At 29.4% G+C, this 25,582-nt stretch carries 25 protein-coding genes; 8 read left to right on the top strand and 17 right to left on the bottom strand.

From position 1 onward, the window contains the following. Positions 1 to 77 precede the first annotated feature (77 nt). From I4V16_RS16045 to I4V16_RS16065, 5 genes are all read right to left on the bottom strand, one after another. Positions 78 to 1,616, bottom strand: a complete 1,539-nt coding sequence (locus I4V16_RS16045) for an AbgT family transporter (protein ID WP_049180168.1) — start codon at positions 1,614 to 1,616, stop codon at positions 78 to 80. A gap of 433 nt (positions 1,617 to 2,049) precedes the next feature. Continuing rightward, positions 2,050 to 4,680, bottom strand: coding sequence for an EAL domain-containing protein (locus I4V16_RS16050; protein ID WP_195617171.1), 2,631 nt, complete (start codon positions 4,678 to 4,680; stop codon positions 2,050 to 2,052). A gap of 200 nt (positions 4,681 to 4,880) precedes the next feature. Further along, positions 4,881 to 6,578 (bottom strand): cell shape-determining protein, encoded by a 1,698-nt coding sequence (locus I4V16_RS16055; RefSeq protein ID WP_242979701.1) that lies wholly within the window; start codon positions 6,576 to 6,578, stop codon positions 4,881 to 4,883. Between the two features lie 79 nt (positions 6,579 to 6,657). After that, positions 6,658 to 7,188: a permease gene (locus tag I4V16_RS16060; protein ID WP_049180164.1), complete on the bottom strand. Its 531-nt coding sequence runs from the start codon at positions 7,186 to 7,188 to the stop codon at positions 6,658 to 6,660. Next, on the bottom strand, positions 7,185 to 7,661 hold the full coding sequence (locus I4V16_RS16065) for a hypothetical protein (protein ID WP_049180162.1): 477 nt from the start codon (positions 7,659 to 7,661) through the stop codon (positions 7,185 to 7,187). The genes I4V16_RS16060 and I4V16_RS16065 overlap by 4 nt, the downstream gene beginning before the upstream one ends. 94 nt (positions 7,662 to 7,755) lie before the next feature. Here I4V16_RS16065 and I4V16_RS16070 point away from each other — a divergent pair, with 94 nt between their 5' ends. Then, positions 7,756 to 8,499, top strand: coding sequence for an AzlC family ABC transporter permease (locus tag I4V16_RS16070; RefSeq protein WP_049180161.1), 744 nt, complete (start codon positions 7,756 to 7,758; stop codon positions 8,497 to 8,499). Continuing rightward, entirely contained in the window at positions 8,489 to 8,818 is a 330-nt protein-coding gene (locus I4V16_RS16075) for an AzlD domain-containing protein (RefSeq protein ID WP_049180159.1), read from the top strand. The genes I4V16_RS16070 and I4V16_RS16075 overlap by 11 nt, the downstream gene beginning before the upstream one ends. Before the next feature lie 23 nt (positions 8,819 to 8,841). Here I4V16_RS16075 and I4V16_RS16080 read toward each other — a convergent pair whose 3' ends face one another. Both I4V16_RS16080 and I4V16_RS16085 read right to left on the bottom strand, forming a co-directional pair. Continuing rightward, positions 8,842 to 10,140 carry a homoserine dehydrogenase gene (locus I4V16_RS16080; RefSeq protein ID WP_049180157.1) on the bottom strand — a complete coding sequence of 433 codons (1,299 nt, stop codon included), beginning with the start codon at positions 10,138 to 10,140 and terminating at the stop codon, positions 8,842 to 8,844. Between the two features lie 89 nt (positions 10,141 to 10,229). Then, the gene (locus I4V16_RS16085) at positions 10,230 to 11,330 is read right to left on the bottom strand and encodes an AI-2E family transporter (protein WP_049180155.1); all 1,101 of its coding nucleotides are present in this window, start codon (positions 11,328 to 11,330) and stop codon (positions 10,230 to 10,232) included. Between the two features lie 151 nt (positions 11,331 to 11,481). Here I4V16_RS16085 and zupT point away from each other — a divergent pair, with 151 nt between their 5' ends. Further along, entirely contained in the window at positions 11,482 to 12,243 is a 762-nt protein-coding gene (gene zupT, locus I4V16_RS16090) for a zinc transporter ZupT (RefSeq protein WP_049180153.1), read from the top strand. 59 nt (positions 12,244 to 12,302) lie between these two features. Here the strand turns inward: zupT and I4V16_RS16095 are convergent, their stop codons facing one another. Further along, positions 12,303 to 13,181 (bottom strand): IS1 family transposase, encoded by an 879-nt coding sequence (locus I4V16_RS16095; protein ID WP_195963204.1) that lies wholly within the window; start codon positions 13,179 to 13,181, stop codon positions 12,303 to 12,305. A 176-nt stretch (positions 13,182 to 13,357) separates the two neighbouring features. Between I4V16_RS16095 and I4V16_RS16100 the strand changes: the two genes are divergently transcribed. Together I4V16_RS16100 and I4V16_RS16105 are read left to right on the top strand one after the other, a co-directional pair. Next, positions 13,358 to 13,534, top strand: a complete 177-nt coding sequence (locus tag I4V16_RS16100) for a hypothetical protein (RefSeq protein ID WP_153246661.1) — start codon at positions 13,358 to 13,360, stop codon at positions 13,532 to 13,534. A gap of 12 nt (positions 13,535 to 13,546) precedes the next feature. Further along, the gene (locus I4V16_RS16105) at positions 13,547 to 13,810 is read left to right on the top strand and encodes a spore coat protein (RefSeq protein ID WP_049180149.1); all 264 of its coding nucleotides are present in this window, start codon (positions 13,547 to 13,549) and stop codon (positions 13,808 to 13,810) included. Between the two features lie 73 nt (positions 13,811 to 13,883). Here I4V16_RS16105 and I4V16_RS16110 read toward each other — a convergent pair whose 3' ends face one another. Continuing rightward, the gene (locus I4V16_RS16110) at positions 13,884 to 15,641 is read right to left on the bottom strand and encodes a DEAD/DEAH box helicase (RefSeq protein WP_195966932.1); all 1,758 of its coding nucleotides are present in this window, start codon (positions 15,639 to 15,641) and stop codon (positions 13,884 to 13,886) included. A gap of 189 nt (positions 15,642 to 15,830) precedes the next feature. Next, positions 15,831 to 18,080, bottom strand: coding sequence for a LamG-like jellyroll fold domain-containing protein (locus tag I4V16_RS16115; RefSeq protein ID WP_099329629.1), 2,250 nt, complete (start codon positions 18,078 to 18,080; stop codon positions 15,831 to 15,833). 320 nt (positions 18,081 to 18,400) lie between these two features. Here I4V16_RS16115 and I4V16_RS16120 point away from each other — a divergent pair, with 320 nt between their 5' ends. The 3 genes from I4V16_RS16120 to I4V16_RS16130 are packed head-to-tail and all read left to right on the top strand — an operon-like array spanning position 18,401 to position 20,755. Continuing rightward, positions 18,401 to 19,312: a patatin-like phospholipase family protein gene (locus I4V16_RS16120; RefSeq protein WP_195572211.1), complete on the top strand. Its 912-nt coding sequence runs from the start codon at positions 18,401 to 18,403 to the stop codon at positions 19,310 to 19,312. A 9-nt stretch (positions 19,313 to 19,321) separates the two neighbouring features. Further along, the gene (locus I4V16_RS16125; protein ID WP_099329627.1) at positions 19,322 to 20,188 is read left to right on the top strand and encodes a DUF5685 family protein; all 867 of its coding nucleotides are present in this window, start codon (positions 19,322 to 19,324) and stop codon (positions 20,186 to 20,188) included. A gap of 45 nt (positions 20,189 to 20,233) precedes the next feature. Further along, the gene (locus I4V16_RS16130) at positions 20,234 to 20,755 is read left to right on the top strand and encodes a J domain-containing protein (RefSeq protein WP_049180140.1); all 522 of its coding nucleotides are present in this window, start codon (positions 20,234 to 20,236) and stop codon (positions 20,753 to 20,755) included. Between the two features lie 27 nt (positions 20,756 to 20,782). Here the strand turns inward: I4V16_RS16130 and I4V16_RS16135 are convergent, their stop codons facing one another. From I4V16_RS16135 to I4V16_RS16165, 7 genes are all read right to left on the bottom strand, one after another. After that, a complete protein-coding gene (locus I4V16_RS16135; protein ID WP_049180139.1) occupies positions 20,783 to 21,121 on the bottom strand; it encodes a hypothetical protein in 339 nt (112 codons plus the stop codon). A gap of 92 nt (positions 21,122 to 21,213) precedes the next feature. Then, positions 21,214 to 21,810, bottom strand: a complete 597-nt coding sequence (locus tag I4V16_RS16140; RefSeq protein ID WP_049180138.1) for a nucleotidyltransferase family protein — start codon at positions 21,808 to 21,810, stop codon at positions 21,214 to 21,216. Beyond that, positions 21,804 to 22,595 (bottom strand): ABC transporter ATP-binding protein, encoded by a 792-nt coding sequence (locus I4V16_RS16145; RefSeq protein ID WP_316137059.1) that lies wholly within the window; start codon positions 22,593 to 22,595, stop codon positions 21,804 to 21,806. The genes I4V16_RS16140 and I4V16_RS16145 overlap by 7 nt, the downstream gene beginning before the upstream one ends. Continuing rightward, positions 22,586 to 23,572 (bottom strand): iron ABC transporter permease, encoded by a 987-nt coding sequence (locus I4V16_RS16150; protein WP_049180136.1) that lies wholly within the window; start codon positions 23,570 to 23,572, stop codon positions 22,586 to 22,588. Before I4V16_RS16150 ends, I4V16_RS16145 begins: the two co-directional genes overlap by 10 nt. Further along, the gene (locus tag I4V16_RS16155; RefSeq protein ID WP_049180135.1) at positions 23,569 to 24,594 is read right to left on the bottom strand and encodes an ABC transporter substrate-binding protein; all 1,026 of its coding nucleotides are present in this window, start codon (positions 24,592 to 24,594) and stop codon (positions 23,569 to 23,571) included. Before I4V16_RS16155 ends, I4V16_RS16150 begins: the two co-directional genes overlap by 4 nt. A gap of 8 nt (positions 24,595 to 24,602) precedes the next feature. Beyond that, entirely contained in the window at positions 24,603 to 25,142 is a 540-nt protein-coding gene (locus I4V16_RS16160; RefSeq protein ID WP_065423219.1) for a nucleoside-triphosphatase, read from the bottom strand. A 45-nt stretch (positions 25,143 to 25,187) separates the two neighbouring features. Next, on the bottom strand, positions 25,188 to 25,571 hold the full coding sequence (locus I4V16_RS16165) for a RidA family protein (protein ID WP_049180133.1): 384 nt from the start codon (positions 25,569 to 25,571) through the stop codon (positions 25,188 to 25,190). Positions 25,572 to 25,582: the final 11 nt, after the last annotated feature.

Consider the following 25,582-nt stretch of genomic DNA (forward strand, 5'->3'; position numbering starts at 1 on the left):
GAGAATTCAAATTCATGAATTCTCTTCTTTCTTTTTATCCGATTGTATCAAATTTATTTTGATACAGCCCCTTTTTATTAAATTCCTAGTGGAATTCCAAATGTAAAGAATACTATTAATAAGATTGTCCAAGAAATTAAGAATGCCACTGAATATGGGAACATTAACTTAATCATATCTCCTAAAGTATATTCAGGCTTATACTTCTTCATGAATACAAGGATAATACCTGCATATGACATAAGTGGTGATATTACATTAGTTGATGAATCTGCAATTCTATATGCAGCTGATACCATATCAGGAGTTAGCGCTCCATTAACTTGGTATAACATTGGTATAAATATTGGTCCAAGTAACATCCATTTTGAAGTTAATCCACCAACGAATAAGTTGATTATAGCAGTAACTATAATGAATCCTATTAATAATAAGATTGGTGAATCAGATAATCCTAATGATTGTAATCCTGTTGCACCTAAGTAAGTTATATATGTACCTAAGTTTGAGTAGCTTAATAACGCTAAGAAGTTGTAACAGAAGAATGTTAATACTAATATAGATCCCATTCCACTCATTTGCTTTGACATAGCTTGAACTACATCCATAGCATTATTGAACTTCTTTAATTTCTTTCCATATAATAAACCTGGAACAAAGAATACAAATGTAATAATAAGAATTATGTTATCCATAAATGGCTTAACTGTTGCACCCTTATCATCTACATATGTAGCAAGTGGTCCAAAGTAAAGTACTGCTGCAATAGCTAAGGCAATTAATAATCCTAATCCTGCCCATTTTAAAGCTTTATTTTCTTCTTCTTTAACTGTAAAGTCAGCCATATTCATATCTTCAGGAACAATGTATGTTTCTTTTTCTAATCTTGGCTTAATGAACTTAGCAGTAACAAAGTAACCAACAACTGATAATAACACTGTTGAAGCAACTATAAATATGTAGTGCATTGTTGCAGGAGTAATAGCTTGTCCTGCTGCTGTAACAAAAGGTATTCCTTGACTTTCAGCAAACACCTTTGCGTTGTTACCAACGATAACATCTATAGGTGTACCTGGTATTAAGTTAGCACTAAATCCAGCTGATACCCCAGCAAAAGCTGCTGCCATACCTATAAGTGGATTTTTCTTTAATCCAACATATAACATACCAGCTAATGGTATTAATATTATATATCCTGCATCAGTAGCTATACTACTCATAATTCCTAAGAATACTAAAACTACTGGTAAAAACTTATCTGAAACTTTTAATCCTACTTTTTTAATTAAAACTGATAGTAGACCAGATTCTTCAGCTAGTCCAACTCCAAGCATAACGATTAATATTGTTCCAAGAACTCCTCCACCGTATGCTAACCAGTTATTTAATAATGCATTTCCAAAAATCCATCTAAAGTTTTCAGCTGCAAACATGTTCTTAATTTCATAAGATATTGTTCCCCCATCAGCTGCTAATGTTTCGAACTCCATTCCACCCATGAATATACTTGCTATCATAACGATTGCATATAATATCATAAATATAATTACTGGATCCGGTATTTTTTTACCTACTTTTTCTATAAAAGACATTTTTGTTTTATCTTTTTTGCTCATTGGTAGTCCCCCTTTTTCGTCATTTTTTTATTTTTTCGATTTAATACGTTAAATTAATTATAAGCATTTTTATAATAATTATCAACAAATATTAAAATTATTATCATTCTATCAGATATTTAAGTTATTTTTATTCATTTTATTACTTTTTATAATTTTATTCAACATTTAATTTATAAACTGTAAATTTGTTCCGTGTATATCCGTAGATAATTATTTTGATTGTTCCGTCGCAAGCTCCAAGTCACATCAAAATAACTATCTACTCCACTCCTACTTATTGATTGATAATTATTTTGATTGTTCCGTCTCAAGCTCCAAGTCACATTAAAACAAATATCCACTCCACTCCCACTTATTGAATGATAGTTATTAGGTTACAGCTTTCCTAAAGAATAAAAAAAGAAGCTACTTTTAATAGCTCCTTTAAATACTAATTATGTTTTTCTAATAAATTTTCAAATTCTTCTCTATCTATTGGTTTACTTATAAAGTATCCTTGAATTTTGTCACAGTTTAAACTCTTAAGCAGTTCTAACTGATCCTGCATCTCTACCCCCTCTGCTATTACATCTAACTCAAGGGTATGGGCAAGCTTTATTAATGTTTCAATTATAGCTACTGTTTTTCTATCATTTTCAATTTTTGATAATAAACTTCTATCTATTTTTATAGTATCAATCGGAAGAATTTTTATATAGCTAAAGGATGAATATCCCACTCCAAAATCGTCTAAAGCAATCAATACTCCTAAAGCCTTAATTTCCTTTAATAACTCTACAATTCGTTTTGCATCATCTAAAACTTCATCTTCTGTAATTTCAAGCTTTAAGCCATCTGGTTCTAGCCCTACTTCCTCTAATACATTTTTTAATTTATCAATAAATTTATGTTGTTTTAAGAATCTATAAGATGCATTTACTGATACCTGAAAATCCTTAAATCCTTCTTTTCTTTTTTCTTTGCAGAAAATACAAGCTTCCCTTAACACATAATTGTCTATTTCGTAAATATCTCCTGTTCTTTTGGCAATATGAATAAATTTATCAGGATATATTACTCTTCCATCCCTTACCCATCTTACTAAAGCTTCTGCTCCAATTATTTTTTTCTTATTTACGCTATAAATAGGTTGAAAGTTAACTACAAATTCTTTATTATCTATAGCCTTTTTTAACAACCCTTCTATTAATATGTCCTCTAACATCTCTTCATTAAATACTTCTATATTATTTCCACCTGAATTTTTGCTCTTATACATAGCAATATCTGCATATCTAATTAATGTTTCTATATCGGTTGTATGATTAGGGAAGGAACTTGCCCCAATACTTGCTTTTAACTCATAATTGAAGTTTTTATACTCAAAAGTCTTATTAAGTTTTCTTAAAATCTTATTACCTAAGTTCTCTGCATCTGTTTTAGAAAGTTCTCCTTTTTTAACTAACAGGAATTCATCTCCCCCTAGTCTTCCCACTTCAATATCTTGTCCTAAATTTTGCAAGGTAAATGCAGCTTGGCATAACACTTCATCTCCACTATTATGTCCTAAGGAATCATTTAAAGACTTAAAGTTATCTAAATCTATAAAGAATATGCTAAACACTTCCCCATCTTCCTTAAGTTGTGCCATATAATTGTATAAGCTATATCTATTTTGAAGACCAGTTAATACATCATAGTTTCCTAAATATCTCATTTCATCTTCATTTCTTCTATTTTCAGTTATATCTGTAAGCAACATAGCAAAATGATGATTTTCAATTGGATATACAGCTATTGATGCCCAGTTGTTATTTCCTAGCGCTATACAATTTTTGCTTAATGTCTCTCCATCTCTTTTACCTGATGATAATATATCTCTTATGAATTCTTCATCATTAATTTTATCAAAGAAAATTTCTTTAAATGTCATTCTATATAGATTCTTTTTAGGAATATTTAAAATTCTTGACATGGATGCATTCACATCAAGGAGATTTGCATCAACAACATTTCCTTCTTCATCCATAATCTCTCCAAAATAAGCATATCCATTATCTAAACCTTCTAAAAGCTTAATACTTTTTTCTTCATTCTCCATAAATAAATTATTTGACGTCTCTAAAGCATCAAACATTTCATTTATATCACTAGTTAATTTGCTAATTTCATCGCTACTATTATCTAATTCAAGCCTCTCTTTCAAATCTTTATGTTCTTTTATCCTGTTTATTCCCTCACTTATTCTCTCCACTCTTTTTACAACTATATTTTTCATTAAAACTATTAAAATCAAGTTAATAATAATATTAATAGATATGAAAATAACAGATATAATAAACATATTAAGTTTGTGACTCTCTTTTACTACTAATGGCTCTGAAACTTTAATATAATAATTTTCTCCATCTACGCACTCTATTTTATAGTAAGCATTTACATCGGTTTCATTTGTTACTAACTTAATGTTTTCTCCACTATTTAGTTTAGAATCCTCCACCTCACCAGTAGCATCTATTTCTTTTAATAATGCAACATTTTTATTCATATCTTTAGAAACATTTTCTATAAATCCATCATCAAAACTATCTATAATTACCACATAATCAGATGAATTGTACTTTTTATTGTATGAAAAAATATATAACCCTTCTTTTCCTGTTATATATCCCTTTTTAACATCCTTTTTTTCTTTTATTATTGTTTTTATCTTATTTAGTAAAATTGAGTATTCACTTTTACTTCTATCACTTAAATCCTTAGATTCAAACTTCTCTTTTTCATTAAAATTTGAGTCTAACACAACTTTAAAATCAATATTGTCATTTCTAAATTTATTTATAATCCCTAATGCCTCTAAAGCATTAGTTTCATTTAATTTCTCATTATATGTATCAGCTGACGATAACAAGCTCGTATAGTCATTTCCTTTTCCTATTACTTTTGATACTTCTCCATTTACCCTATTTATACATCCAGATGCTATTCCGCTTATTCTAGTCACTTCACCACTATATAAATACTTTGATACAAAGCCCATAGATATCATATATAAAGTTACTGTAACCAAAGATATAGTCATAAATAATATGACAATTTTTTTGATAACTTCATATCCTACTCTCCCCTATACGTTTTATAATTAATTTTTAACATTTGTGCCCTATGTACAATTATATCTTATTGTAAAAAAAAGATAAATATATATCATTTAGTAATATGAAGTATATTTCTCTGTAACTTAAAAAAAAGGGAGATATTACTGTCTCCTCTTTTTAGCTATTATTCTACTGGCATAGTAGTTATATTAGTAAATCCATTTACTATTATATATTTACTTTCACCTACATTTATATATTTTATTTCTACTTTATCTCCAACCTTAGTTAAAGCTATTTCTCTTGAAGTTTCTGTTGAGACTGAATAAATTTTATCACTATCTTTTAGCTTAATGTCATAGATGCTAGATCCATCCTTAACAACAAGTCCAATTCTCTCAACTTCGCCTTGAATAACCTCTTCTTTGTTAGAACCTTCAAGTGAAATATTTGTATTAGTTAATCCTTCTAAATATTTATTTAATGTAGATTGAAGGTTATCTCCAACCCCTACTGTATTGTAATTCTTAACATTAACCATTGCATACTGTTTAACTAAACCATTAGAATCTTTTAATGTTGTAAAGTAAGTTGGTTCCCCTTGAATATTAATTAAATATGGGAATGTAGCTTTATATCCATATTGTTGAACCTTACCTTCTGCAGATCTAATAGCAGCTTCTTCAGTGGCTCCAGCTGTCTTATACATTGTAGTTTTACCAGTTCTTGTATTTGTTAATGTAAATCCAACTAATCCCTCATCATTACCTACAGATGTTATTCCTGTATAATAGAAACACTCATCTTTATTGAATATTAAGTTCATTCCTGTAGTTGTTTTTAACTTATCCTTATCATTAAAGTTAAATACACCATGAACCAATTCTCCCCACTTATTAATGTAGTTATTAATAAATCTTGAAGGTTGAATTCTATCTATCCAATTAGGCATGTTATCTATATCATATACTTCAGATTCTCCTGTTTGAGCATCAATAACTAATGCTCCAATAGCCTTTGCCTCTGTAATTCCAATAGCATTGTCATATCTAGTAACAACCCAATATGGTCTTCCATTATCATCTAATTCAAAAGTAAAGTCTGTATGAGCTGACTTCATATCTCTTAAAAAGGCTGCTCTATGAAGGTCACTTAAAAGATATGATGATTCTAAATATTTAATTTTTAAAGGCTTTCCATCTAATTCTGTAACCAATTGAACATCATTTTGATTTGTTGCACTTACTTTTATATAACCACTTGTACCTTTCCTATTTGTAATCCACTTAATTAATGAGGAATGTTCAAGTGGAGCTACATAGTAAAGTTGTCCATCAATACTTTGTAAATGTAATTCTCCAATTGTCACCTGACTTCCAAGAGAAGGAATTTCTCCAAGCTTCTTATCTGCAAGCTTTGCAGCAAGTTCTGTATCTATTGTTGGTAACTGTTTTAAATCAATATGTTCAATTTCATTTGAAAATTCAATTTCATCAACAGTTCCTACTAAATCTCTATGGGCTTTATAATTTAGTATAGGACTACATAAAAATAAAACTACTGCATACAATATTGCCACAACTATACCAACTATAGGTAGCTTTTTCATAGAATGAGTTATCCCATATAATACTGATACCACCACAAAAGGGGCAACTATATAGAATATACTTAAAGATACATCAAGTATTAAATCAGATGCAAAAAACTTTGTTATAGCAATTGCAATATAAGCTAATGCTAGCCACTTTAAAAATCCTCCAAATGATCCCCTCTTTTTAGGACCTCCGCCATTATTAAACCCTTTAAATTTTTTCCCAAAATGAGAAAAAATTTGTCCAAAAATATCTCCGTTAAAATCTCCAAAATTACCTTGTTCCATCATTTCCTCCATAATTTACACTGTTACTATCTTTTGTTGTGATAATTATAACATAATAAGTTATGAAATACCATATATTTTATAATTTTTTTGCATTTTCATAAATTAAATTTCTATCTTCGTCATTTATAACCCTACTAATTATCTCTGCAACCAATATAATTCCTATCATCTCTACCACAAGTCTTACAATAGTAAACTTAGCTCCTAGTGAAGATACCTCTATAAGTAACATGGGTACCTTACAAGCAGCCCAAGTTCCAGTAAAGATCATTACATTTTTTATTGAGGCACCCTTTCTAAGCAACATTGCTCCTATAGGAAAGGCTGCATATAATGGTCCTGCTGCAAATGCTCCCATAATAAATGCCAATAAAATCCCTATAAAATTAGAACTTTCACCCATATACTTTATCATTTTTTCTTTAGGAACCCATACATCCATAAGACCTAATAAAACAAATACTGGAGGTACAAGCTTTACTAGCTCCCATATATTTTCTATAGTTCCCTCTATGGCTACTCTTCCAATCTCTCTATTTACTAAGTACATTATTATTAAAATAATTAAACATATTATTGAACTTCTATATCTTTTTAATATCTTCATAATATCACCCCTAATGCTACTGCAACCATAAATGAAACCACTATTCCTAATACATTTCTTAATATAGTAGTTTTCAGTCCCCAATATTTCTTCTCAAGAGGAATTGTCAAAAATCCCACTAACATTAATGCAGATATAAAGGCTCCAACCTGTGACACCCCAGCTCCCCTAGCTATTAAGGTGGCCCCTAAAGGAAAGGCTATAAAACCTGCCATCATAGTTATTGATCCGATAAGTATGGCTATTATTATTCCTAAAACTCCAGAACCTGGACCAATAACCTTAGCTATCACTTTTTCATCTATTACACTTAAAGAAATCCCCACCACTGCCATTACACAAAGAACTGTTGGTAGTATAGCTTCAAAAGAAGTCCATCCCTTCTTTAACGCTTCTTTTGTTTTATCCTTATCTTTATAAAAAGAAACTATTGTTAAAAGGATAGCTAGAATATAAAGTATTTTTTGCACCATTTTTTTCACCTCTAATAACTTTTATAGAATTATATTATGCTATAAAATTCATATGGTATAATTTTACTTGAGTAATTTTTTAGGGGGCTTTTAAATGATTGAAACAATACATACTGAAAAGGAAGAAAACAAACTATCTAGAGACGATGTAATATATGGAGTAAAAATGGCTATCCCTATATGTATTGGATACATACCTCTTGGAATAGCATCAGGGATTTTATCTCAAAAAGCAGGATTATCTCCAATTGAAATTGGGCTTCTTTCTTTATGCGTATTTGCAGGAAGTGGACAATTTATAACATCATCTATGCTTATAGCTCAGTCTTCAATGTTTTCTATAATATTTACAACTTTTATAGTTAATTTAAGACATATTTTAATGAGTTCAACTCTTTCACAGTACTTTAGTAAATGTAATAAAAAGTTTTTATTGTTTTTTTCTCATGAAATAACAGATGAAACTTTTGCTATTAATTTAATGAAGTTCAAAGAAGGTGTGTGGAATCCACGTAGGGCTATTATACTTAATTTAGTTTCTCATTCTACATGGATATTATCTAACATTTTAGGTGGGGTTACAGGTTCAATATTTAACTTTAATGACACTATAATTAATTTTGTTCTAACTTCTATGTTTATATGTCTTTTGTGTCTTCAACTTAAAGGAGGAATATACATTTTATGTGCTGTTATTTCTGGATTTACAGCTATTAATCTTTCTTTAATTATGGACAACAATTTATATGTAATTATAGCTACCTTGCTATCAGCAACCCTTTGTTTCTTTATAGAAAAATTCATTAAACTTAGAAAGGGTGTTGAAAATGGAAATTAATACAGTTAATGTACTTTTACTTATACTAGGAATATCTGTCTTTACCTATATTCCTCGTAGTTTACCTATGGTATATCTATCAGGAAAAGAGCTTCCAAAGTGGCTTACTGAATGGATGAAGTTTATCCCTGCAGGAATTTTTGCTGCATTAATATGCCCTGGAATTTTCACTGATAATGGTAGGCTAAACTTAAGTTTTTCTAACATAGAACTTATGGCATCTATTATTGTTTTATTAATATCACTTAAGAAAAAGTCTTTAGGACTTTCAATTGTAGTAGGAGTAGTTACAATCACTATTCTAATGACAATAATATAAAAGGAGCTCAAAAGAGCTCCTTTTTAATTAAAATCTTCTATTCTTATCATATTATTAATTTCTTTTACAGATTCCATATCTTTCACTTCATTAATTGCGCCCTGTAACTGTTCTTCCTTAGTATAATGAGTTACTAAAACTAATCCTACTTCTTCTTCATTTTTAATTCTTCCTCTTTGAATTACAGAACGTAAACTTACTCCATGTCTACCAAATATAGCTGTAATTTCACCAAGTACACCCGGTCTGTCTGTTACTGTTGTTCTAATGTAATACCTACTAGTTATATCATTAATTTCCCCAATTTCTTTATGCCACAAATTATTCTTTTCTACTGGAAGTCTATTTTCAGTATCTACATCACTTCTTAAAATTGATACTATATCTGCTACCACAGCACTTCCTGTAGGTAAGTCACCAGCACCTCTTCCATAGAACATTAAATCATCTACTGCATTCCCTTTAATAAACACTGCATTAAAGGAATCATGTACATTTGCTAAAGGATGAGTATCTGGTATCATTGTTGGATGTACCCTTAATTGAAGCTTTCCATCAATTTCTTTTGCTATAGCTAATAGCTTAATTACTAAACCAAAATCTTTAGCATATCTAATATCCTTTGAAGTTATTTTAGTGATTCCTTCCCTGTAAACATCATCTATCTTAACTTTAGTTCCAAAAGCTAAAGAAGATAAAATTGCAAGCTTATATTGAGCATCAAAGCCCTCAATATCAGATGTAGGATCTGCTTCTGCATACCCCTTTTCTTGTGCTTCTTTTAATACATCATCAAAGTCACTACCTTCAAGCTCCATCTTACTTAGAATGAAGTTTGTTGTACCATTAATTATTCCATATAGATTTTCAATTTTATTTGCTGTTAAGCTTTCATTAATAGCTTGAATTATAGGTATACCACCTGCTACACTTGCTTCATAGTTAAGCATAACCTCTTCTTCATCTGCTTTTTTAAATAACTCATCACCATATGTAGCTAAAAGCATTTTATTAGCTGTTACTATATGCTTCTTTTTACCTAATGACTTTAGAATAAACTCTTTAGCTGGCTCTATGCCACCCATTACTTCAACTATTATTTTAATAGAATCATCATTTAAAATTTCATCAAAGTCAGTTGTTATTAACTCTTCTGGGACCTTAACTGCTCTAGCTTTACTAGGATCTCTTACAAGGATTTTTGCAACTTCAACTTGGCACCCTGAACGCTTCATGATTTCTTCACCATTCATTTGTAGAATATTCCACACTCCACGTCCAACATTACCTAAACCAAGCAATGCTATTTTTACTTTTTTCAATTGATCTTCCCCCTTTTTAGTATATTTTTAATCCCCAATTTTACATGTTTAAATCCATTATATTATTATTCTGGTAAAAATTCCATACTTTATGTTGTTTTGTTAGGGGTTATTATATCATATAGGATAAATGCTCCTAAGAAATAGAACATTCCTACAAATCCTACTGGAGTTATAATTAAGAATAATGCAATTATTATTACTAATGGATTTAACCCTAGGAAGGTAGACATTAATTGTTGCTGTAAGAACTGTCTTATTACAACACATCCAATATACCCCAAAATAATAATTAGTGTCCCCTTATAGTTTTGCCCTAACAAAGCTGTTATTCCAACAATTCCATAAACTAAACCTGCACCAAATATAGGAAGTGCATCCAACACCCCTGTAATAATTGCTATTACTACTGCATACTTTACTCCTGCAAATTTGTATATTACAGATGTGTAAATTATTACTGCTATCATAATAAGTGCAAATGCCTTCAGATAACCACCAAATATTTCGTTTTTCTTTTTTCTTAACCTTCTAATTAGCTCAATTCCCTTTTCAGAAAAGGCCCCTTTTAACTTTACTTGTATTACATCTATATCTTTAGTAAAGAAGAAAGTTGCTATAATTGTTATTATTACCATTATAAATGCAGTTGGAATTGATACTAGTATATTTAATAAGTTTTGAACAAATGTAGCTGCAAGTGATGTTCCAATGGATATTAGTTTAGGTATCAACTCATTTACCTTTTCTAAAATCCCTGAATCTATGTCATTAACATTCTTTAGAAGGTTATTTATTTCTAAAGAAGTTGTATTCATGATATTATTTAATGTATTTTTATCTGTTATGTATGTATAAAAGTTATTTAATTGCTCAGCTATTTTAAACCCGATTATAAATAGTAAAAAAGCTGTTACTGCAACAATGGTTATTGTTAAAACCATAGAAACAAATCCATCAGTAAGCTTAAACCTTTTTAATCTTTTATTTATGCATAGGATTCTATTTTTTATTGGTCTTAAACTCATTGCAATAAGAAGTGCTATTACAAAAGGAATTGCATATTTTAATCCCATTGCAAGTAATATAAAAAGCACAGTATATATTAGTAGAAACTTAGCTATTCTTTTGCAACTATTTATTAACTCTGGTGAAAAGTACTGAGTAATGCTATCCAAAAAGTTCTTCATTCTACTTTCCTTTCTTATGTTTTTCTATATTTTATAAAGCATTATAGTTTAATTTTTCTAAATTTACAATAGCGTTATATAAAGTTGGAATTTTTATAGATATTTTAAATAAATTTAATAAGGTAGATGAGAAATTTTTAGGAGTTGTATTATGTTTGATAGCCAATCAATGATTTCATTATTATTATCATTACTAGCAGGATTGTCTACAGTTATAGGTGCATTTATAGTTTTCTTTTCAAAGTCTTCAAACAAGAAGCTAATCACCTTTGCTCTTGCTTTCTCTGCTGGCGTTATGATTACAATATCTTTTACAGATTTATATCCTTCTGCTCAGGAAACCTTAGTTAAGCAGGAAGGGCACTTAATAGGAGTACTGTTATCCTTATTATTTATGATTATAGGAGTGCTTATAGCCTTCCTAATAGACCACTTTATTCCTGAAGGAGATAAAAAAGGCGGTGACCTTTATAGAGTAGGCTTTGTCTCTATGATTGCAATTATGCTACATAATTTCCCTGAAGGTATTGCAACCTTTGTATCAGGTTATCAAAGCACTACTTTGGGTATTTACATTGCAATGGCAATAGCCCTTCATAATATTCCAGAGGGAATCTCTATAGCTATGCCAATATACTATTCTACAAACAGTAAAAGTAAAGCCTTTAAGTACACTTTTATATCAGGAATTGCTGAACCTGTAGGCGCTTTTTTAGCCTTCTTATTCTTAAAACCATTTATTAATGAAATAATTTTAGCTGTTATTTTTGCGCTAGTTGCTGGAATTATGCTTTATATAGCATTCCAAGAACTTATTCCAGAGGCTAGAGTCTATGGCTATAATAAACTATATATTTTTTCATTAATTTTAGGAATTTGTATTATACCAATAAGTCATATCTTCCTTACATGATGATACTTTAGGCTGTATAAAATATCCTCTAAATATTTTTAAGTTAATTGTTGTTACTTTTATACGGCCTTTAGATTTTTTATTTGATTTTCTTTTATATAAGAGTCATAGATATTCAATGAATATATAAGATCCAGAGATGATATTTCAAAAGTTATTACAAAAATATTTACTAAATATAAATAATGTACTAAATATTTTGTTGCCACTCCTCTAAAACCTTTCAAAAAGTCTCTGAAGGTTTTATTATAGTTTTTCAACACTTCTGATAGCTCTATATTTATCCTATTTTTATCACTTCCATTATGATTCCTAGCTATTGCACCTAAGTATCTATCTAGATAAGCATTTATATAGGCATCCTTATCAATTTTCTCATAAAATAATTTATTGAAATTATCAATATTCCATATACCAATAGATATTGGCCTGGATATTATATTTTCTCCTGAATCCATTGCTATAACATTCCAAACATTCTTTCTTTCCTTATTCCTTATTTGCCTCTCACCTTTAAAATTCTCTTTAATTAATATCTTAGATATGTGTATATTATTTTCTAATTTTTCAGCTTCTTTAACTTTTGATAATGAAAATAATATTTTATGTCTCCAATAAAATGCTGTTGGCAAACTTATCCCAAGCTCTTTAGAACATTCATTTAACGTTTTTCTTTGTAGCATAAGCTCAATATATTTCACCCAAGTTTCTGAATTTTTCTTAGAATAGTAAAACGATGTGTTTGTTTTATTAGAAAAAGTTTTTCCACATTCTTTACATCTATATCTCTGCACATTTTTATAGGAGCCAAACTTTATTATATTTTTACACTTACAATGTGGACATTCTGTAATCTTTATATTTTTATATAAATCTATATCAAAAAGTTTATTTAAGTGGACCTCTAAATTTTTCAAGTTTAAATCGTATTTTATCATTCTATATCACCCACTCTAATTCTTAACACCTTTTACACTTTATAAACTTAACAACATTTATCTTTAAAAGAAGTCCATGGTTATATTTTATGTATTAACTCCAAATACTTTAGAATAAATAAAACCTCTCAGGGAAAAATAATTACGTATCAATCAACATAAGGAGGATTTTTTAAATGACTCAAAAAGAATTACTTTATTTAGAGGATTTACTGGGTGCCGAAGACCAAGCTAATAAAATATGTTCTGATTTTGCCCAAAAAGCTCAAGATCAACAATTTAAAGATCACTTTACTGCATTAGCTGCATATCACAAACAAAATGTAGCAAAATTATATGCAATGCTAAAATAGGAGGTGTAATTAATGAATGTATTAACTGATAAAGAACTTATCACTGAAGTTCTTACAACAGAAAAAAACTTGGCTAATCTATACAATACAGCTGTAGAAGAATCCTCTACAGAGCCATTACACACAGATTTAAATGGCCAATTAAATCAAGCATTAACAAAGCAAAATGAAACTTTTAAATTAATGCAACAAAAAGGATTATATCAATTAGAACAAGTTCAACAACCTGCAATTGATAAGGTTAAGAATAAATTTGCTCAAGCTGCAGGACAATAATAGTATTAACCTTTAAATTATTACTTTTGCCAAAAAAGAGGTATGCATCATCCTCTCGCATACCTCTTTTTTCTTATATTCTAACTAATATTTCATTAATCTCTTCACTAACTTTAAGTCTTTCATCATAAATCCATTGAACATCAAACTCTAAGTTAAATCCCTTACAGAAAGAATAATACATATTTATTTTCTGATAATAAATCTCTAGTTCATCTAAGGTTCCACCTAAAATAGTTGGCCTTGATATAACATCATTTTCAGCTACAAATAATTCATCAACATAGAACAAGAATTGCTCCATTAACTCATCTGAAGTTACATCAAAAGGTACCTTTAAAAGACTCCACTCTATTGTTTCTCTAAGTCTATATTTCTTAAGTCTATCTAAAACAATAATATAATCACTAATATCCATCTTTCTATAATAAGGTAAAGCCTCTTTCCTTGTACTCCATAACGCTAACTTTTCAATTAAAGGTAGAGTCTTTATCCTTAAAATAGCATCTGAAGGACCTATTACTGCTTCAGTAATAATTTTGTCTTCTCTTACAAGCTTATCCTTAATAACTTCAACATTGTTACCAACTGAAGCCACATAACCAACGTCATAAATGCCTTGACGTCCTGCTCTACCTGCTATCTGCTTAACTTCTTGCGATGTTAAAAACCTAACCTCTTCTCCATCAAATTTTTTAACAGATAAAAATATTATTCTTCTAATTGGAAGATTAACTCCCATGCCTATAGCATCAGTTGTAATTAATATCTTTGTTTCTTTATTTACAAATTGCTCGTACTGCTTCCTTCTAACCTCAGGTGGTAAATCACCATATATTAAACTAGCCTTTATTCCCTTTGATGAATATTCTTCAGCTAATTCTAAAACTCTCTTTTTAGAAAATACTACAATGGCATCTCCCTCTTCTACTTCATTATAATTAAAGGCCTTATCTTGAACCTCAAGAGGTATTCTTCTTTTATACTCTATAATTTCATATGGATCTCCACAATCATTTATAATCTCTTCTAAAATTTCTCTAGAATTTGATGCTCCACAGACATGAATTTCCTTAGCTCTCACACCAAGAAGTGCCCTACTCCATGCTGCTCCTCTTTGAGAATCATCAATCATTTGGATTTCATCAATTACTGCCACGTCATATTGTCTTTTTAAATCAAGCTTTTCAATAGTACAAGATACATGAGTAGCCCCCTCTGTTATTAACTCTTCCTCTCCTGTTTGAAGGTCGCATAACACTCCCTCATTATTTAACCTTTCATAATTCTCAAGGGCAAGAATTCTAAGAGGTGATAAATACACACCTTTATCACATTCCTTAAGCCTTTGAATAGCATTATAAGTTTTACCTGTATTAGTGTCTCCAAGGTGAATTACAAACTTTCTTCTCATTCCACGTGCTTCCCTATATTCATCCTTAGGATTCTTAGGGAAGTTTTCTTCAAACTCTTCTGAAACCATCTTTGGAATATGCTGTTTAGTTAAAACAGTCATTATACCTGAGTTCAAAAGACTATTATAGTTTCCTCTCACAACTTGATAATAATCAAAATCACAATTGTTTTTCTTATTATAGTTTTCCAGTATTTTTTTAGCTATGTATTCTAATAATTCTTCATATCTTTCTAATAAATCCTTATACTCTTTAAATCCCTCATTCTTCATACCCATAAGAAGAAGTATTTTCTTTCTAACTGTAGATTCATGCTCCATTAATGCTCCACCCTTTGAATGGTGAGCTATTTCTTCTATTTGATTAATTTGACTTTTTAGCTTTTTAAATTCTCTTTGAGATGCATTCTTCTTCATGCCTTGCCTCCTACTTATTAACCTATTACATAATTATACAATACTTCCTCTATTATTTTAATTTATATCCTATATATTTATATTTTTAAAGCCTAATACCTGCCTTTTTATTTTTCTCCCTAATATGTTTACCAAAAAAATACCGCATATTCGTTGAATAATACGGTATTTTAATAGTTAATTTTATTTTTAATTTACTCTAATATTCTCTCTTCTTTTCCCATACTTTATAACTCCACCCAAAGCAACTAGTAATGAAAGTAAAGTATATAACAATGAACTTGAATCACCTGTTTTAGGTAAGTTATTATTAGAATTATTTCCAACACTATTATCTTGACTACCATTTGGTTTATTATTTTCTTGGCTACCACCTGGCTTATTACTCTCTTCATCATTAGAAGGCTTATCTTCTATTATCTTAAGATTATCTATTGCATTTTGTAATGTTTTTACAGTATCTAAAACTATATTGTAGTTTATATTTTTATCTATTAGTATAGCTTTAGCTTTATATACAGCTTCCTCTAAAGCATTGAAACTTTCATAAGTATATTTATCTTTATTTAAAGATTCTGCTTTTTCCACTAATGATTTTAATTCTTCTAAGCTTTTATTTATTAAGTCTGATTTCTCCATTCCAGCAAATCTTTCTGTAAAGTTAATATTAAGCTCACTATAATTTCCATCACCAGTTAAATAATTTACATCAAAGAAAGTTCTTTCATCTTCACTTAAAGTTGCTGCGTATGGTGAAAAAGTTGAAAGATAAATCTTATTTTCATTTTCATCAAACTCTGCAAATTTAAATAAAGCATTTCCACCATTATATGCAAATTGATAATCAGCTAATACATTAAATACTTCATTACCAAAGTCATTAATTAAAATTTCATCCCCTGACCCATGACTATGTCCACCAATCATCATAAATACCTGATTGTACTTCTTTACTACATTCCAAACTTCTTTTCCTTTTTCACTTAACTTAATATCACTAGGCGCAGTATCTGAACAGTTTTGTAAATCATGGCTTGTAACAATCGTAGGTATATTAGTATTTGATAAAACCTCTTCAACCCATGATAAATCAGTATCAAAACTATGATAATCAATGGCCAAAGTCATATATTTATAAGATCCACCATCATTCACCATATAACTACTACGTCCTGAAGGGGATGTTCTAACAACATAATCTTTAGTTAACTTACCATATTCACTGTCACCACCAAAATACTTATCAAAATATTCTGGCCAATCATGATTACCTGGTTGCATAAGTAAATTAATACCAGCTGATGGTAACTTATTAAATAATAGAGCATTATTCCATTGCTCTTCATTATTACCATTTTCAACTATATCACCCAAATTAGCTACAGATATAATATTAGCTTTATTTTTATTTTCAATTATCCAATCCATTGCAGTATCCATAACATTCTTTCTAAATTTAATAGTATTTTGAGTGTCTGGTAAAAATACCATATTATAATTACTTTCACCATTTAAAGAGAACTCATCATTATTTCCATACTCACCAACATACTCTTCTGGATTAGTAACTAACCACTGTGATTTATCTAAAGCCCCCTCAGATATTCTAATTTCTTGATAATTCCCCCTAGCAAACTTATCTAAAAGTTGATTTCCCTCTTTCCACCAACTAGATCCAACTCTAAAATGCCCGTCATTAGGATCTGCATATAAACCAACCATATCACCACTAACATAATCTCTAAATGCTTCTGCTCCATTTACAAAAGTACGAATAGTTTTATTATCATTAACTATGGCAATATGGTACCAAACTCCCCCCTTGTCCATAGATACAGACCATGATGCTGAATCCATTTTATGACTATCATCTTTATTAGCTGCTAAGAATTGAATTTCCTTACAGTTAGAAACTGCAACATTCATTGTTCCAAGTTCAGGCTCATCCATACTTTTAGAATCACCTTGTCTAGCTAAAAGAGACATCCAACTATCTGAAACTGTCCAATCACTAGGTAATTTATAAACGAGCTCTATTGTATACCCATTTTCAAACTCTTCTTTATTGATAGGTGCATTATCTACAGTAATAAAGTCTGCACCAATTTTATTAACACTATCTCCATTAATAACTACGCTTCCTTTAGCATCGTCATACATCTTATCATCAGAAAAACTTATGTATTTACTATAATCATCTACATCACCATAGGTGTTCATTCTTAAGTTGTTTCCATTTCCACTTACATCTTTTAAAACTAAATTATTATCGGCAATACTTCCACTTTCAATATTACTTGAATCAAATTTCCACTCTGCAATTACATTTACCTTTTCCTTTACATAAGCAGAAACAATGCTTGTGCCAGATACTACATTTGTTATTGTAACCCCAGCAAGAAGTAGAGTACTTAAAACTCTTTTTTTAACATTCTTCATCTCATTCTCCTCCTCACAATATATAGTGATTTTCTTTTGGAATCAATTAATATTCTACATTATTTTGTATGTATTGGTGTTAATGACCAGTTAGATTGTTGTTAAATAATAACTAAAAATATAACTACAAAATCTAATAGGAAAACTTAATGAAATCTTTATATTGAATAATATCAATTCAAAACAGGCTCTTGATTTACATATTTTAATTACTCTATAAATAGTTTATTTAAAAAAGGAAAATAAATTTCAACTACCAATAACCATATTACCAATAGTAACATAGATTAATCTTAGAATGATTATATGGGAGGTGTGGATTGTCCACTTTCAGAATTATCTCCTTTGATGGTGGTGGTATAAAGGGAGCTTTATCTACTAGAATACTGAAAAGACTTTACTTGGATAATCCTAATCTTTTGAAAAAAACAGATCTTTTTGCAGGAACATCTACTGGAGCCTTAATAGCTCTATCCTTAGCCTATGGACTTAATGGCAAGGAAATAGATGATATATATTGCTACAAGAATATAAAAAACATATTTTCTCCAAAAAGATTTAACTTGCTTCATTCAAGATATAAGGATAAAAGCTTGAAAAATTTCATAGAATCCACCATATCAAAAGAAGCTACTTTAAATGACCTCCAAAAATATGTATTTATTCCTGCCTTTCATTTAAAAGGAGTAAATCAAGATCACTGGCAGGGAGTATTCTTTAATAATTTAACAGAAAATATTACTTCACATGAAAGGTTAGTAGATGTAGCTCTAGCTAGTTCAGCTGCTCCAACTTACTTTCCTTCTCATAAAAATTATATAGATGGAGGTGTTTTAACTAATTCACCTGCTATTGCATCTTTAATAACTGTACTACACAACATGAAAGGAAAATATACCCTAGATGATTTTAAGGTATTATCAATTGGAACTGGAATAACTCCTAAAAAAATCAGTTCTAACACAAAAAATTGGGGAGTTCTTCAATGGGCAATAAAACCTTTTTCAAAGGTTAAACTACCTTTAATTTCAGTTCTACTAAATGATGATGCTGCATTGGAGGATTTATATTGTAGTGAATTGCTTGGAGATAACTATCTTAGAATAAACCCAATTTTGCTAGAAGATATAGAGATAGATGACTATACTAAAGTACCTTTATTAAAACTAACAGCTGATAATTATAACTATGAGAAGGCTAATAAATTTATAAGAGAACAATTTCTAGAATGAGGGGGAGAAATGTTTGGTTATATCACACCTTTAATGAGTGAACTTAAATTGAAAGATTACGAAAAGTTTAGAAGTTATTATTGTGGCATGTGCTATTCTATAAAAAATAAATTTGGAAACATACCCAGACTTGGGTTAAACTATGACGCTACATTTTTTGCTGTATTAATGGATGGACTAAATTCTGAAGATACAAAATCCTTCAAAACAAAATGTCTTAAACATCCATTAGAAAACAGAGAGTGTATTGAAGCAAATAGTGCTTTAGACTATGCCACAGATTTAAATATGGCTTTAATATACTACAAACTTCTAGATGACTATTTAGATAATAATAGTTTAAAAAGTTTAGCATTAGTAAAATCACTTACTCCTTATTACAAAAAAATATCTAACAATAATTTAGATAATATCATTAAAGATAATTTAAATAAGCTTCACTCCTTAGAGCGTAGTGGAAATTTTAGTTCTCTTGATGAAATTAGTCATCCCTTTAGTCATATAGTTGGGGAAGTTCTTAAGGAATGTCCTTTTAAGCTAAAAGACGCTGGAAAGGAGGCACGAAATAACTTATATCTATTTGGCTATTACTTTGGAAAATGGATATATTTAATTGATGCTTTTGACGATTTAAAAGAAGATATGGAAGGAGGTAAGTTTAATCCCATCTCCAAAGTTTATAATAAAAAGAATTATTCTTATGAAGAACTTTTAGATATAGTTAGGGAAAAGGTAGATTTAATATTAATGACACTAGCTTCTAGCTGTAGTGAAAAACTAAATGACTTACCTTTAGTTAAAAATAAAGAAATAATCGAAAACGTCATTAATTTAGGATTAATGGATAAATATAATCATATTTTATTAAAGCTATGAGTATATTTATATCAAAGCAATAGAATGCAAGGAGTATACAAATTTATGGATCCTTATAAAGTTCTTGGTGTATTACCTCACTCTTCTGAGGGTGAAGTAAATCAAGCTTATCAAAAAATAGTACAAACTTATAATACTGATGACCTTCAAGATGATTCCATTAAAACATTTTATACTGAAAAGCTTAACGAAGCAAATGAAGCTTATCGAATAATCTCTCATAACATTGCTTGTGAAGAAGTACGTGAAATGATAGAAGATGATGACTTCGTTGCTGCTGAAACAAGGCTTAATTTAGTTTCTGATATCTCATCTGCAGAATGGAATTACTTAAAAGGTGTTTTGTTACTTAAGAAAGGATGGGTTGAATCTGGTGTTAACCATATAAATAAGGCTGCAACCCTTAATCCTTATAATAACGAATATGTTTCTGCCATGAATACGCTTAATCAAAAAGTTGGTTCATATAAACAAAACTTTTCAAATGCTAAAACTGGTGGCAGTGGAGGCGGAGGTCTTTGTGGCGGTAACAACAACTCTAGTGGAGGAAAAGGCGGATTATGCTAAAAGGCGGAAGGTTTACCCTTCCACCTTTTATTTTTCTTCATTACAAAGATCCTCTACTAAATTATTTAAATTTAAATGATTTTGGATTTCCTCTTCTATAATTCTATCTAAAACATTATTCTTCTGTATTAAGTTTCTTAGTGAAGATGATACAATAACACCTTCCTCTATCTCTTCCTTTGCTTGAACTATTATTTCTTCCTTAGAGCCATCCTTTTTTTGCTCTTTTAAAGCTTCTTTAAAACTCTTATTTTTTTCTTCCCCTCTACCTCCATCATCCCTTATCTTTGACGGCCTTTTCCCCCCATATACCTTTTTTACCTCATACTTATTTACAATCTTATTAATATCAGTAGTTCTCCACATAATAGGCTTTCCCCCTTCCTATTCTTATTTATATTATCGTCCCACTTTGTTATATATTTACAATTTAAAAAAGAAGACTTTAAAAAGTCCTCTTAAATTAATGTATTTATTTTATTTAGATCTTCCTTTGTATCTATATCTAAAACTTCAAGCTCATTTTCAATTTCATATTCAAAAACATTATTTAAATTATTTAATATTATACTTTTTCCTCCCATATCCCCATTAAGTTCTAAAAGTTCTTTAAAATATTTCTTTGGAAAAATATTGGGATTTCTTAGTTTGCCACAATACTTAGAACTTATTATTCTATCAGGATTTTCTTTAAATATTTCTATTAAATCCTTCATAGTTTTATCTGAAATATATGGTTGATCACATACTAAAAACATTACCCCATCACAATTCCTACACTCTTTTAATCCAAGCTTTATTGAATAAGATATACCTTTGTTTGGCATACAATTTCTAATAATTTTAATATCTCTATCCTTTAACATTTCTTTAAGCTCACTATATTGGGTAACTAAAATTATATCCTTAAACCCCACCTCAAAACTCTTTTCTATGATATGCATTGCTAGGGGCTTTTCATTATAAATGGATAATAACTTATTTCCATTAAATCTACTACTATTTCCAGCAGCTAGAATAATGGCATTAATCTTTATACATGATTTTTTTAACATACTACCATTGGTCCTACCTTTGTATATATTAATTCCAATTCTCTGTTATATACCCTTTTCATGCATTCAACAAATTTTATTTCATAGCCTTCTTTTGTACAATCTATAGTTTCCACTACACTTTTATCACTTAATATTACAATTTTATCGCCATATCTTAAAGCCAAATTAATATCATGAACAGTCACAAGAGCTATTAAATTATTATCTTTAATAAATTTATTTATAAATGAGAAAAAATCATGTTGCCTTACATAATCTAAAAATGTATTAGGCTCATCTAAAAGAAGGATTTTACACTCTTGCATAAGTATTCTTCCTAGATAAACCATTCTTCTTTCTCCCCCACTTAACTCTCCAATACACTTATTTTTCAAATGATAAATATTTAATTTCTTTAGAATATCATCAACCATCTTATAATGTTCTTCTGAAGGCATATCAAAAATACCTAAGTAAGGTGTTATTCCCATTAAGATAATATCTTCTACCATATAGTTTTGATTTGTATGTATATATTGAGGTATATAAGATATTAATTTTCCTCTTTCCTTATTACTCCACTTTAAAAACTCATTATTATCATATTTAATTTTTCCATTTTTATATTTTACTAATCCAGAAATAGTTTTCAAAAGAGTTGTCTTTCCTGCTCCATTAAGACCTAATAGTATAGTTGTCTCTCCTGGCTTCAATTTGATGTTTACATTCTTTAAAATTTCTTTTTCATCATAATTAACGCTTAAATTTTCAATTATTAATTTTTTAGATGTATCTATACTAATCCCTTCTTTCTACATAGTAGATATACTAAAAATGGAGCACCCACTAATGATGTTAATATGCTTATAGGTATTTCTGTTGTTGATATTGTTCTTGCAATTGTATCTGCTATTATCATCAATATTCCACCTATTAGTAATGTTGTAGGCATTATCTTTGAAATATCATCTTTAGAATAAGACTTAACTATATGTGGTGCTAAAATTCCAATCCAACTTACAACACCTGCAACTGAAACAACAGCTGAAACTAATAATGTTGCTGCTAATATAGCAACTATTCTAATTCCATTTACATTAACGCCTAATAATTTTGCTTGAGTGTCTCCCATGGTTAAAACTTTAAGCTGCCATCTAACTAAAAATAGTACTAATGATGCTATTAATGTTAGTATGAATACTATAACTACCTTAGACCATGAACTATTATAAAAACCTCCCATAAGCCAAAAATCAATTGCTGGAAGCTCTTTATATGGATCTGCAAAATATTTAAATATCATTATAAAAGCTGAAGCTATAGCTCCTGTTACTATTCCCGAAATAACCAAGGCCAAAACCTTATTGCTTTTCATATTTTTAGAAAGGAGCATTGAAAAAATCACTGCTCCTATTCCAAAAATAAATGACATAACTTGTAATAATATTGTTGATGAAGAAAATAATACTATAGCTACAACTGCACCTAAAGAGCACCCTGAAGTAACTCCTAATACATCAGGTGAAATTAATGGATTTTGAAATATACTTTGAAATACCATTCCTGATAATGCTAAGGCTCCACCACTAATTACAACAAGTAATACTCTAGGAATCCTAATATTCATTAATAAATTAAAATCCTGAGAGTTTGTATCCATACTAAACAAGGTTTTAATAACTTCTTTAAACTCTATATTATATCTTCCTATACTTAATGATACTAATATTAAAATAAAAAGAACTATTCCATGTAATAATATAGATTTCTTTAATGTCATAGGCCAAGTTCCTCTTCGCTTACTTCTATATCATAAAACTCTTTATAAAATTCTTTTGCATCCTTTATATAATCTTCTTTAGAATATAAATCTGGATGTAGATTATTTTCAAGCCATAGAATTCCTAACATAGATGATGGAGTTGGATAATCCCATGCTTCTAAAGTTGATGGAAACACATAAACCTTATTATTATTTATAGCATTTACTCCTTTAAGTCTTTCATCTTTTAAAATGTCATCTTTAGAATAGCTTGCATATCCAACCATATAAATTACATCTGGATTCTTTTTAACTAATTCTTCAACAGAAATGGTTGTCCAATATCCATCTGTAAGTTCTTTTGTAACATTTTCTCCTCCACATACTTCGAACATATAGTTTTGATACATCTTAGATGTACATGTTTTTAAAACACTATCACTACCTGCTAAATATACATTTTGTTTTTCTGTAAGGTTCTTATTTAATTCTTTAACCTTAGAAATGGTATCATCATAGTAATTTACAAGCTTATTAGCCTTTTCTTCTTTTCCTACTGCCTTACCAATTAATTTAACTGTTTCTTTAAACTGATCCAATGTCTCAGGTTCTATAGCTATTACTGGAATCTTTAATTCTTCAAACTTAGGTATAAATTCTTTTAATCTAGTAGGTATAATTACTAAATCTGGATTTAAATTAGCACACTCTTCTACATTAATCTCCTTGGAAGTACCTACTGCTGGTAGATCTATTAATTCTTTCGCTACCTTCTTATACATTTCCCTGGTCTTTGCTTTAGCTTCTATTCCAACTAACTTATCCTGCACCCCCAAATTAATTAAAAGAGATGTTGAAATATAATAACTAGATACTATTTTTTCAGGTGTACCATCTAATTCAACTTCCCTACCTAACTGGTCTACAACTGTTACTTTATTATCTTTAGATTCCACATTATTTGAACCACAGCCAACAACAAATGTGCTCATCAATATTCCTATAATAAATAGGCTCATAATTTTCTTAAACTTCTTCATAATTTACCTCACCCTTTTAACAATAATTTTATAATGTCTAATATCATTTTATTGACTTCATTTATTTCATAATTTGTTAAGTTATCTATGTCAAAAACTACAGTATCTTCACGCTTAATTATATCTATTAGAAATTCATTCTCAGCTTTTTGTAATACTCCTAAAACAACTTTATTACTATCTAATGCCTCCACTATCCTCTTCTTAAATGTATATGCATTAAATTCTAACCTTCCTATTTCATCTAAAAGAATAAGCTTTGTATTTCTACACTCAATACTTTTTTCTAATATAGATGCACCTACAACCTCAAAACTTTCAAGGATTGGAATGCATTTTTCTTCTCCAATCTTAATGGAAATCGGGCTATTATTACCTACACAATCTACATATCCATTTAAGTAAAACCCTCTAGCTTCATTATTTATGTAATATGGTAAAGTCCTATATCCAGAATAATTTATATCTAATTCATTAAGAATATTATTTATCATGGTACTTTTACCACTTCTCTTTTTACCAGTTAAAAATATATTTTTAGTTTCCATATCTTTTATAAGTCAGCGAAGTAATCTTCGCTGACTATTCCTTTTCTACTTATTGATAACTGCAACCACTTCAATTTCTATTGGTGCATCCATTGGTAGCTTTGCAACTTGGAAACAGCTTCTAGCTGGTGGATTCTCTTTAAAGAATTCTCCATACACTTCATTTACTGAAGCAAAGTCATTTAAATCCTTTAAAAATACAGTAGTCTTAATAACATTTTCTAGAGCTGATCCACTCTCTTCTAGTATAGCTTTAACATTTTCTATACTTTGCTTTGTTGCTTCTTTAATATCTTCAGGTATTTCCTTAGTTTCAGGATTAATTGGTAATTGACCTGATGTAAATATTAAATCTCCAACCTTAACTCCTTGTGAATATGGTCCAATAGCTGCTGGCGCATTTACTGTATTAATTATTTCTTTATTCATTTTCATTTCCT

This window comes from Clostridium sp. 1001283B150210_160208_E6 (assembly GCF_015669365.1).
In the GTDB taxonomy this organism is placed as follows: domain Bacteria; phylum Bacillota; class Clostridia; order Clostridiales; family Clostridiaceae; genus Clostridium; species Clostridium paraputrificum.

Bases quoted from the DNA above. Each gene is read 5' to 3' on its own strand.
- I4V16_RS16100 (WP_153246661.1), top strand. From the start codon at position 13,358: ATGACTCAAAAAGAATTACTTTATTTAGAGGATTTACTGGGTGCCGAA.
- I4V16_RS16140 (WP_049180138.1), bottom strand. From the start codon at position 21,810: ATGTTAAAAAAATCATGTATAAAGATTAATGCCATTATTCTAGCTGCT.
- I4V16_RS16155 (WP_049180135.1), bottom strand. From the start codon at position 24,594: ATGAAGAAGTTTAAGAAAATTATGAGCCTATTTATTATAGGAATATTG.
- I4V16_RS16065 (WP_049180162.1), bottom strand. From the start codon at position 7,661: ATGGTGCAAAAAATACTTTATATTCTAGCTATCCTTTTAACAATAGTT.
- I4V16_RS16050 (WP_195617171.1), bottom strand. From the start codon at position 4,680: ATGACTATATCTTTGGTTACAGTAACTTTATATATGATATCTATGGGC.
- I4V16_RS16045 (WP_049180168.1), bottom strand. From the start codon at position 1,616: ATGAGCAAAAAAGATAAAACAAAAATGTCTTTTATAGAAAAAGTAGGT.
- I4V16_RS16095 (WP_195963204.1), bottom strand. From the start codon at position 13,181: ATGATAAAATACGATTTAAACTTGAAAAATTTAGAGGTCCACTTAAAT.
- I4V16_RS16125 (WP_099329627.1), top strand. From the start codon at position 19,322: ATGTTTGGTTATATCACACCTTTAATGAGTGAACTTAAATTGAAAGAT.
- I4V16_RS16115 (WP_099329629.1), bottom strand. From the start codon at position 18,080: ATGAAGAATGTTAAAAAAAGAGTTTTAAGTACTCTACTTCTTGCTGGG.
- I4V16_RS16070 (WP_049180161.1), top strand. From the start codon at position 7,756: ATGATTGAAACAATACATACTGAAAAGGAAGAAAACAAACTATCTAGA.
- I4V16_RS16060 (WP_049180164.1), bottom strand. From the start codon at position 7,188: ATGAAGATATTAAAAAGATATAGAAGTTCAATAATATGTTTAATTATT.
- I4V16_RS16105 (WP_049180149.1), top strand. From the start codon at position 13,547: ATGAATGTATTAACTGATAAAGAACTTATCACTGAAGTTCTTACAACA.
- I4V16_RS16135 (WP_049180139.1), bottom strand. From the start codon at position 21,121: ATGTGGAGAACTACTGATATTAATAAGATTGTAAATAAGTATGAGGTA.
- I4V16_RS16160 (WP_065423219.1), bottom strand. From the start codon at position 25,142: ATGGAAACTAAAAATATATTTTTAACTGGTAAAAAGAGAAGTGGTAAA.
- I4V16_RS16110 (WP_195966932.1), bottom strand. From the start codon at position 15,641: ATGAAGAAGAATGCATCTCAAAGAGAATTTAAAAAGCTAAAAAGTCAA.
- I4V16_RS16075 (WP_049180159.1), top strand. From the start codon at position 8,489: ATGGAAATTAATACAGTTAATGTACTTTTACTTATACTAGGAATATCT.
- I4V16_RS16150 (WP_049180136.1), bottom strand. From the start codon at position 23,572: ATGACATTAAAGAAATCTATATTATTACATGGAATAGTTCTTTTTATT.
- I4V16_RS16055 (WP_242979701.1), bottom strand. From the start codon at position 6,578: ATGGAACAAGGTAATTTTGGAGATTTTAACGGAGATATTTTTGGACAA.
- I4V16_RS16085 (WP_049180155.1), bottom strand. From the start codon at position 11,330: ATGAAGAACTTTTTGGATAGCATTACTCAGTACTTTTCACCAGAGTTA.
- I4V16_RS16130 (WP_049180140.1), top strand. From the start codon at position 20,234: ATGGATCCTTATAAAGTTCTTGGTGTATTACCTCACTCTTCTGAGGGT.
- zupT (WP_049180153.1), top strand. From the start codon at position 11,482: ATGTTTGATAGCCAATCAATGATTTCATTATTATTATCATTACTAGCA.
- I4V16_RS16165 (WP_049180133.1), bottom strand. From the start codon at position 25,571: ATGAATAAAGAAATAATTAATACAGTAAATGCGCCAGCAGCTATTGGA.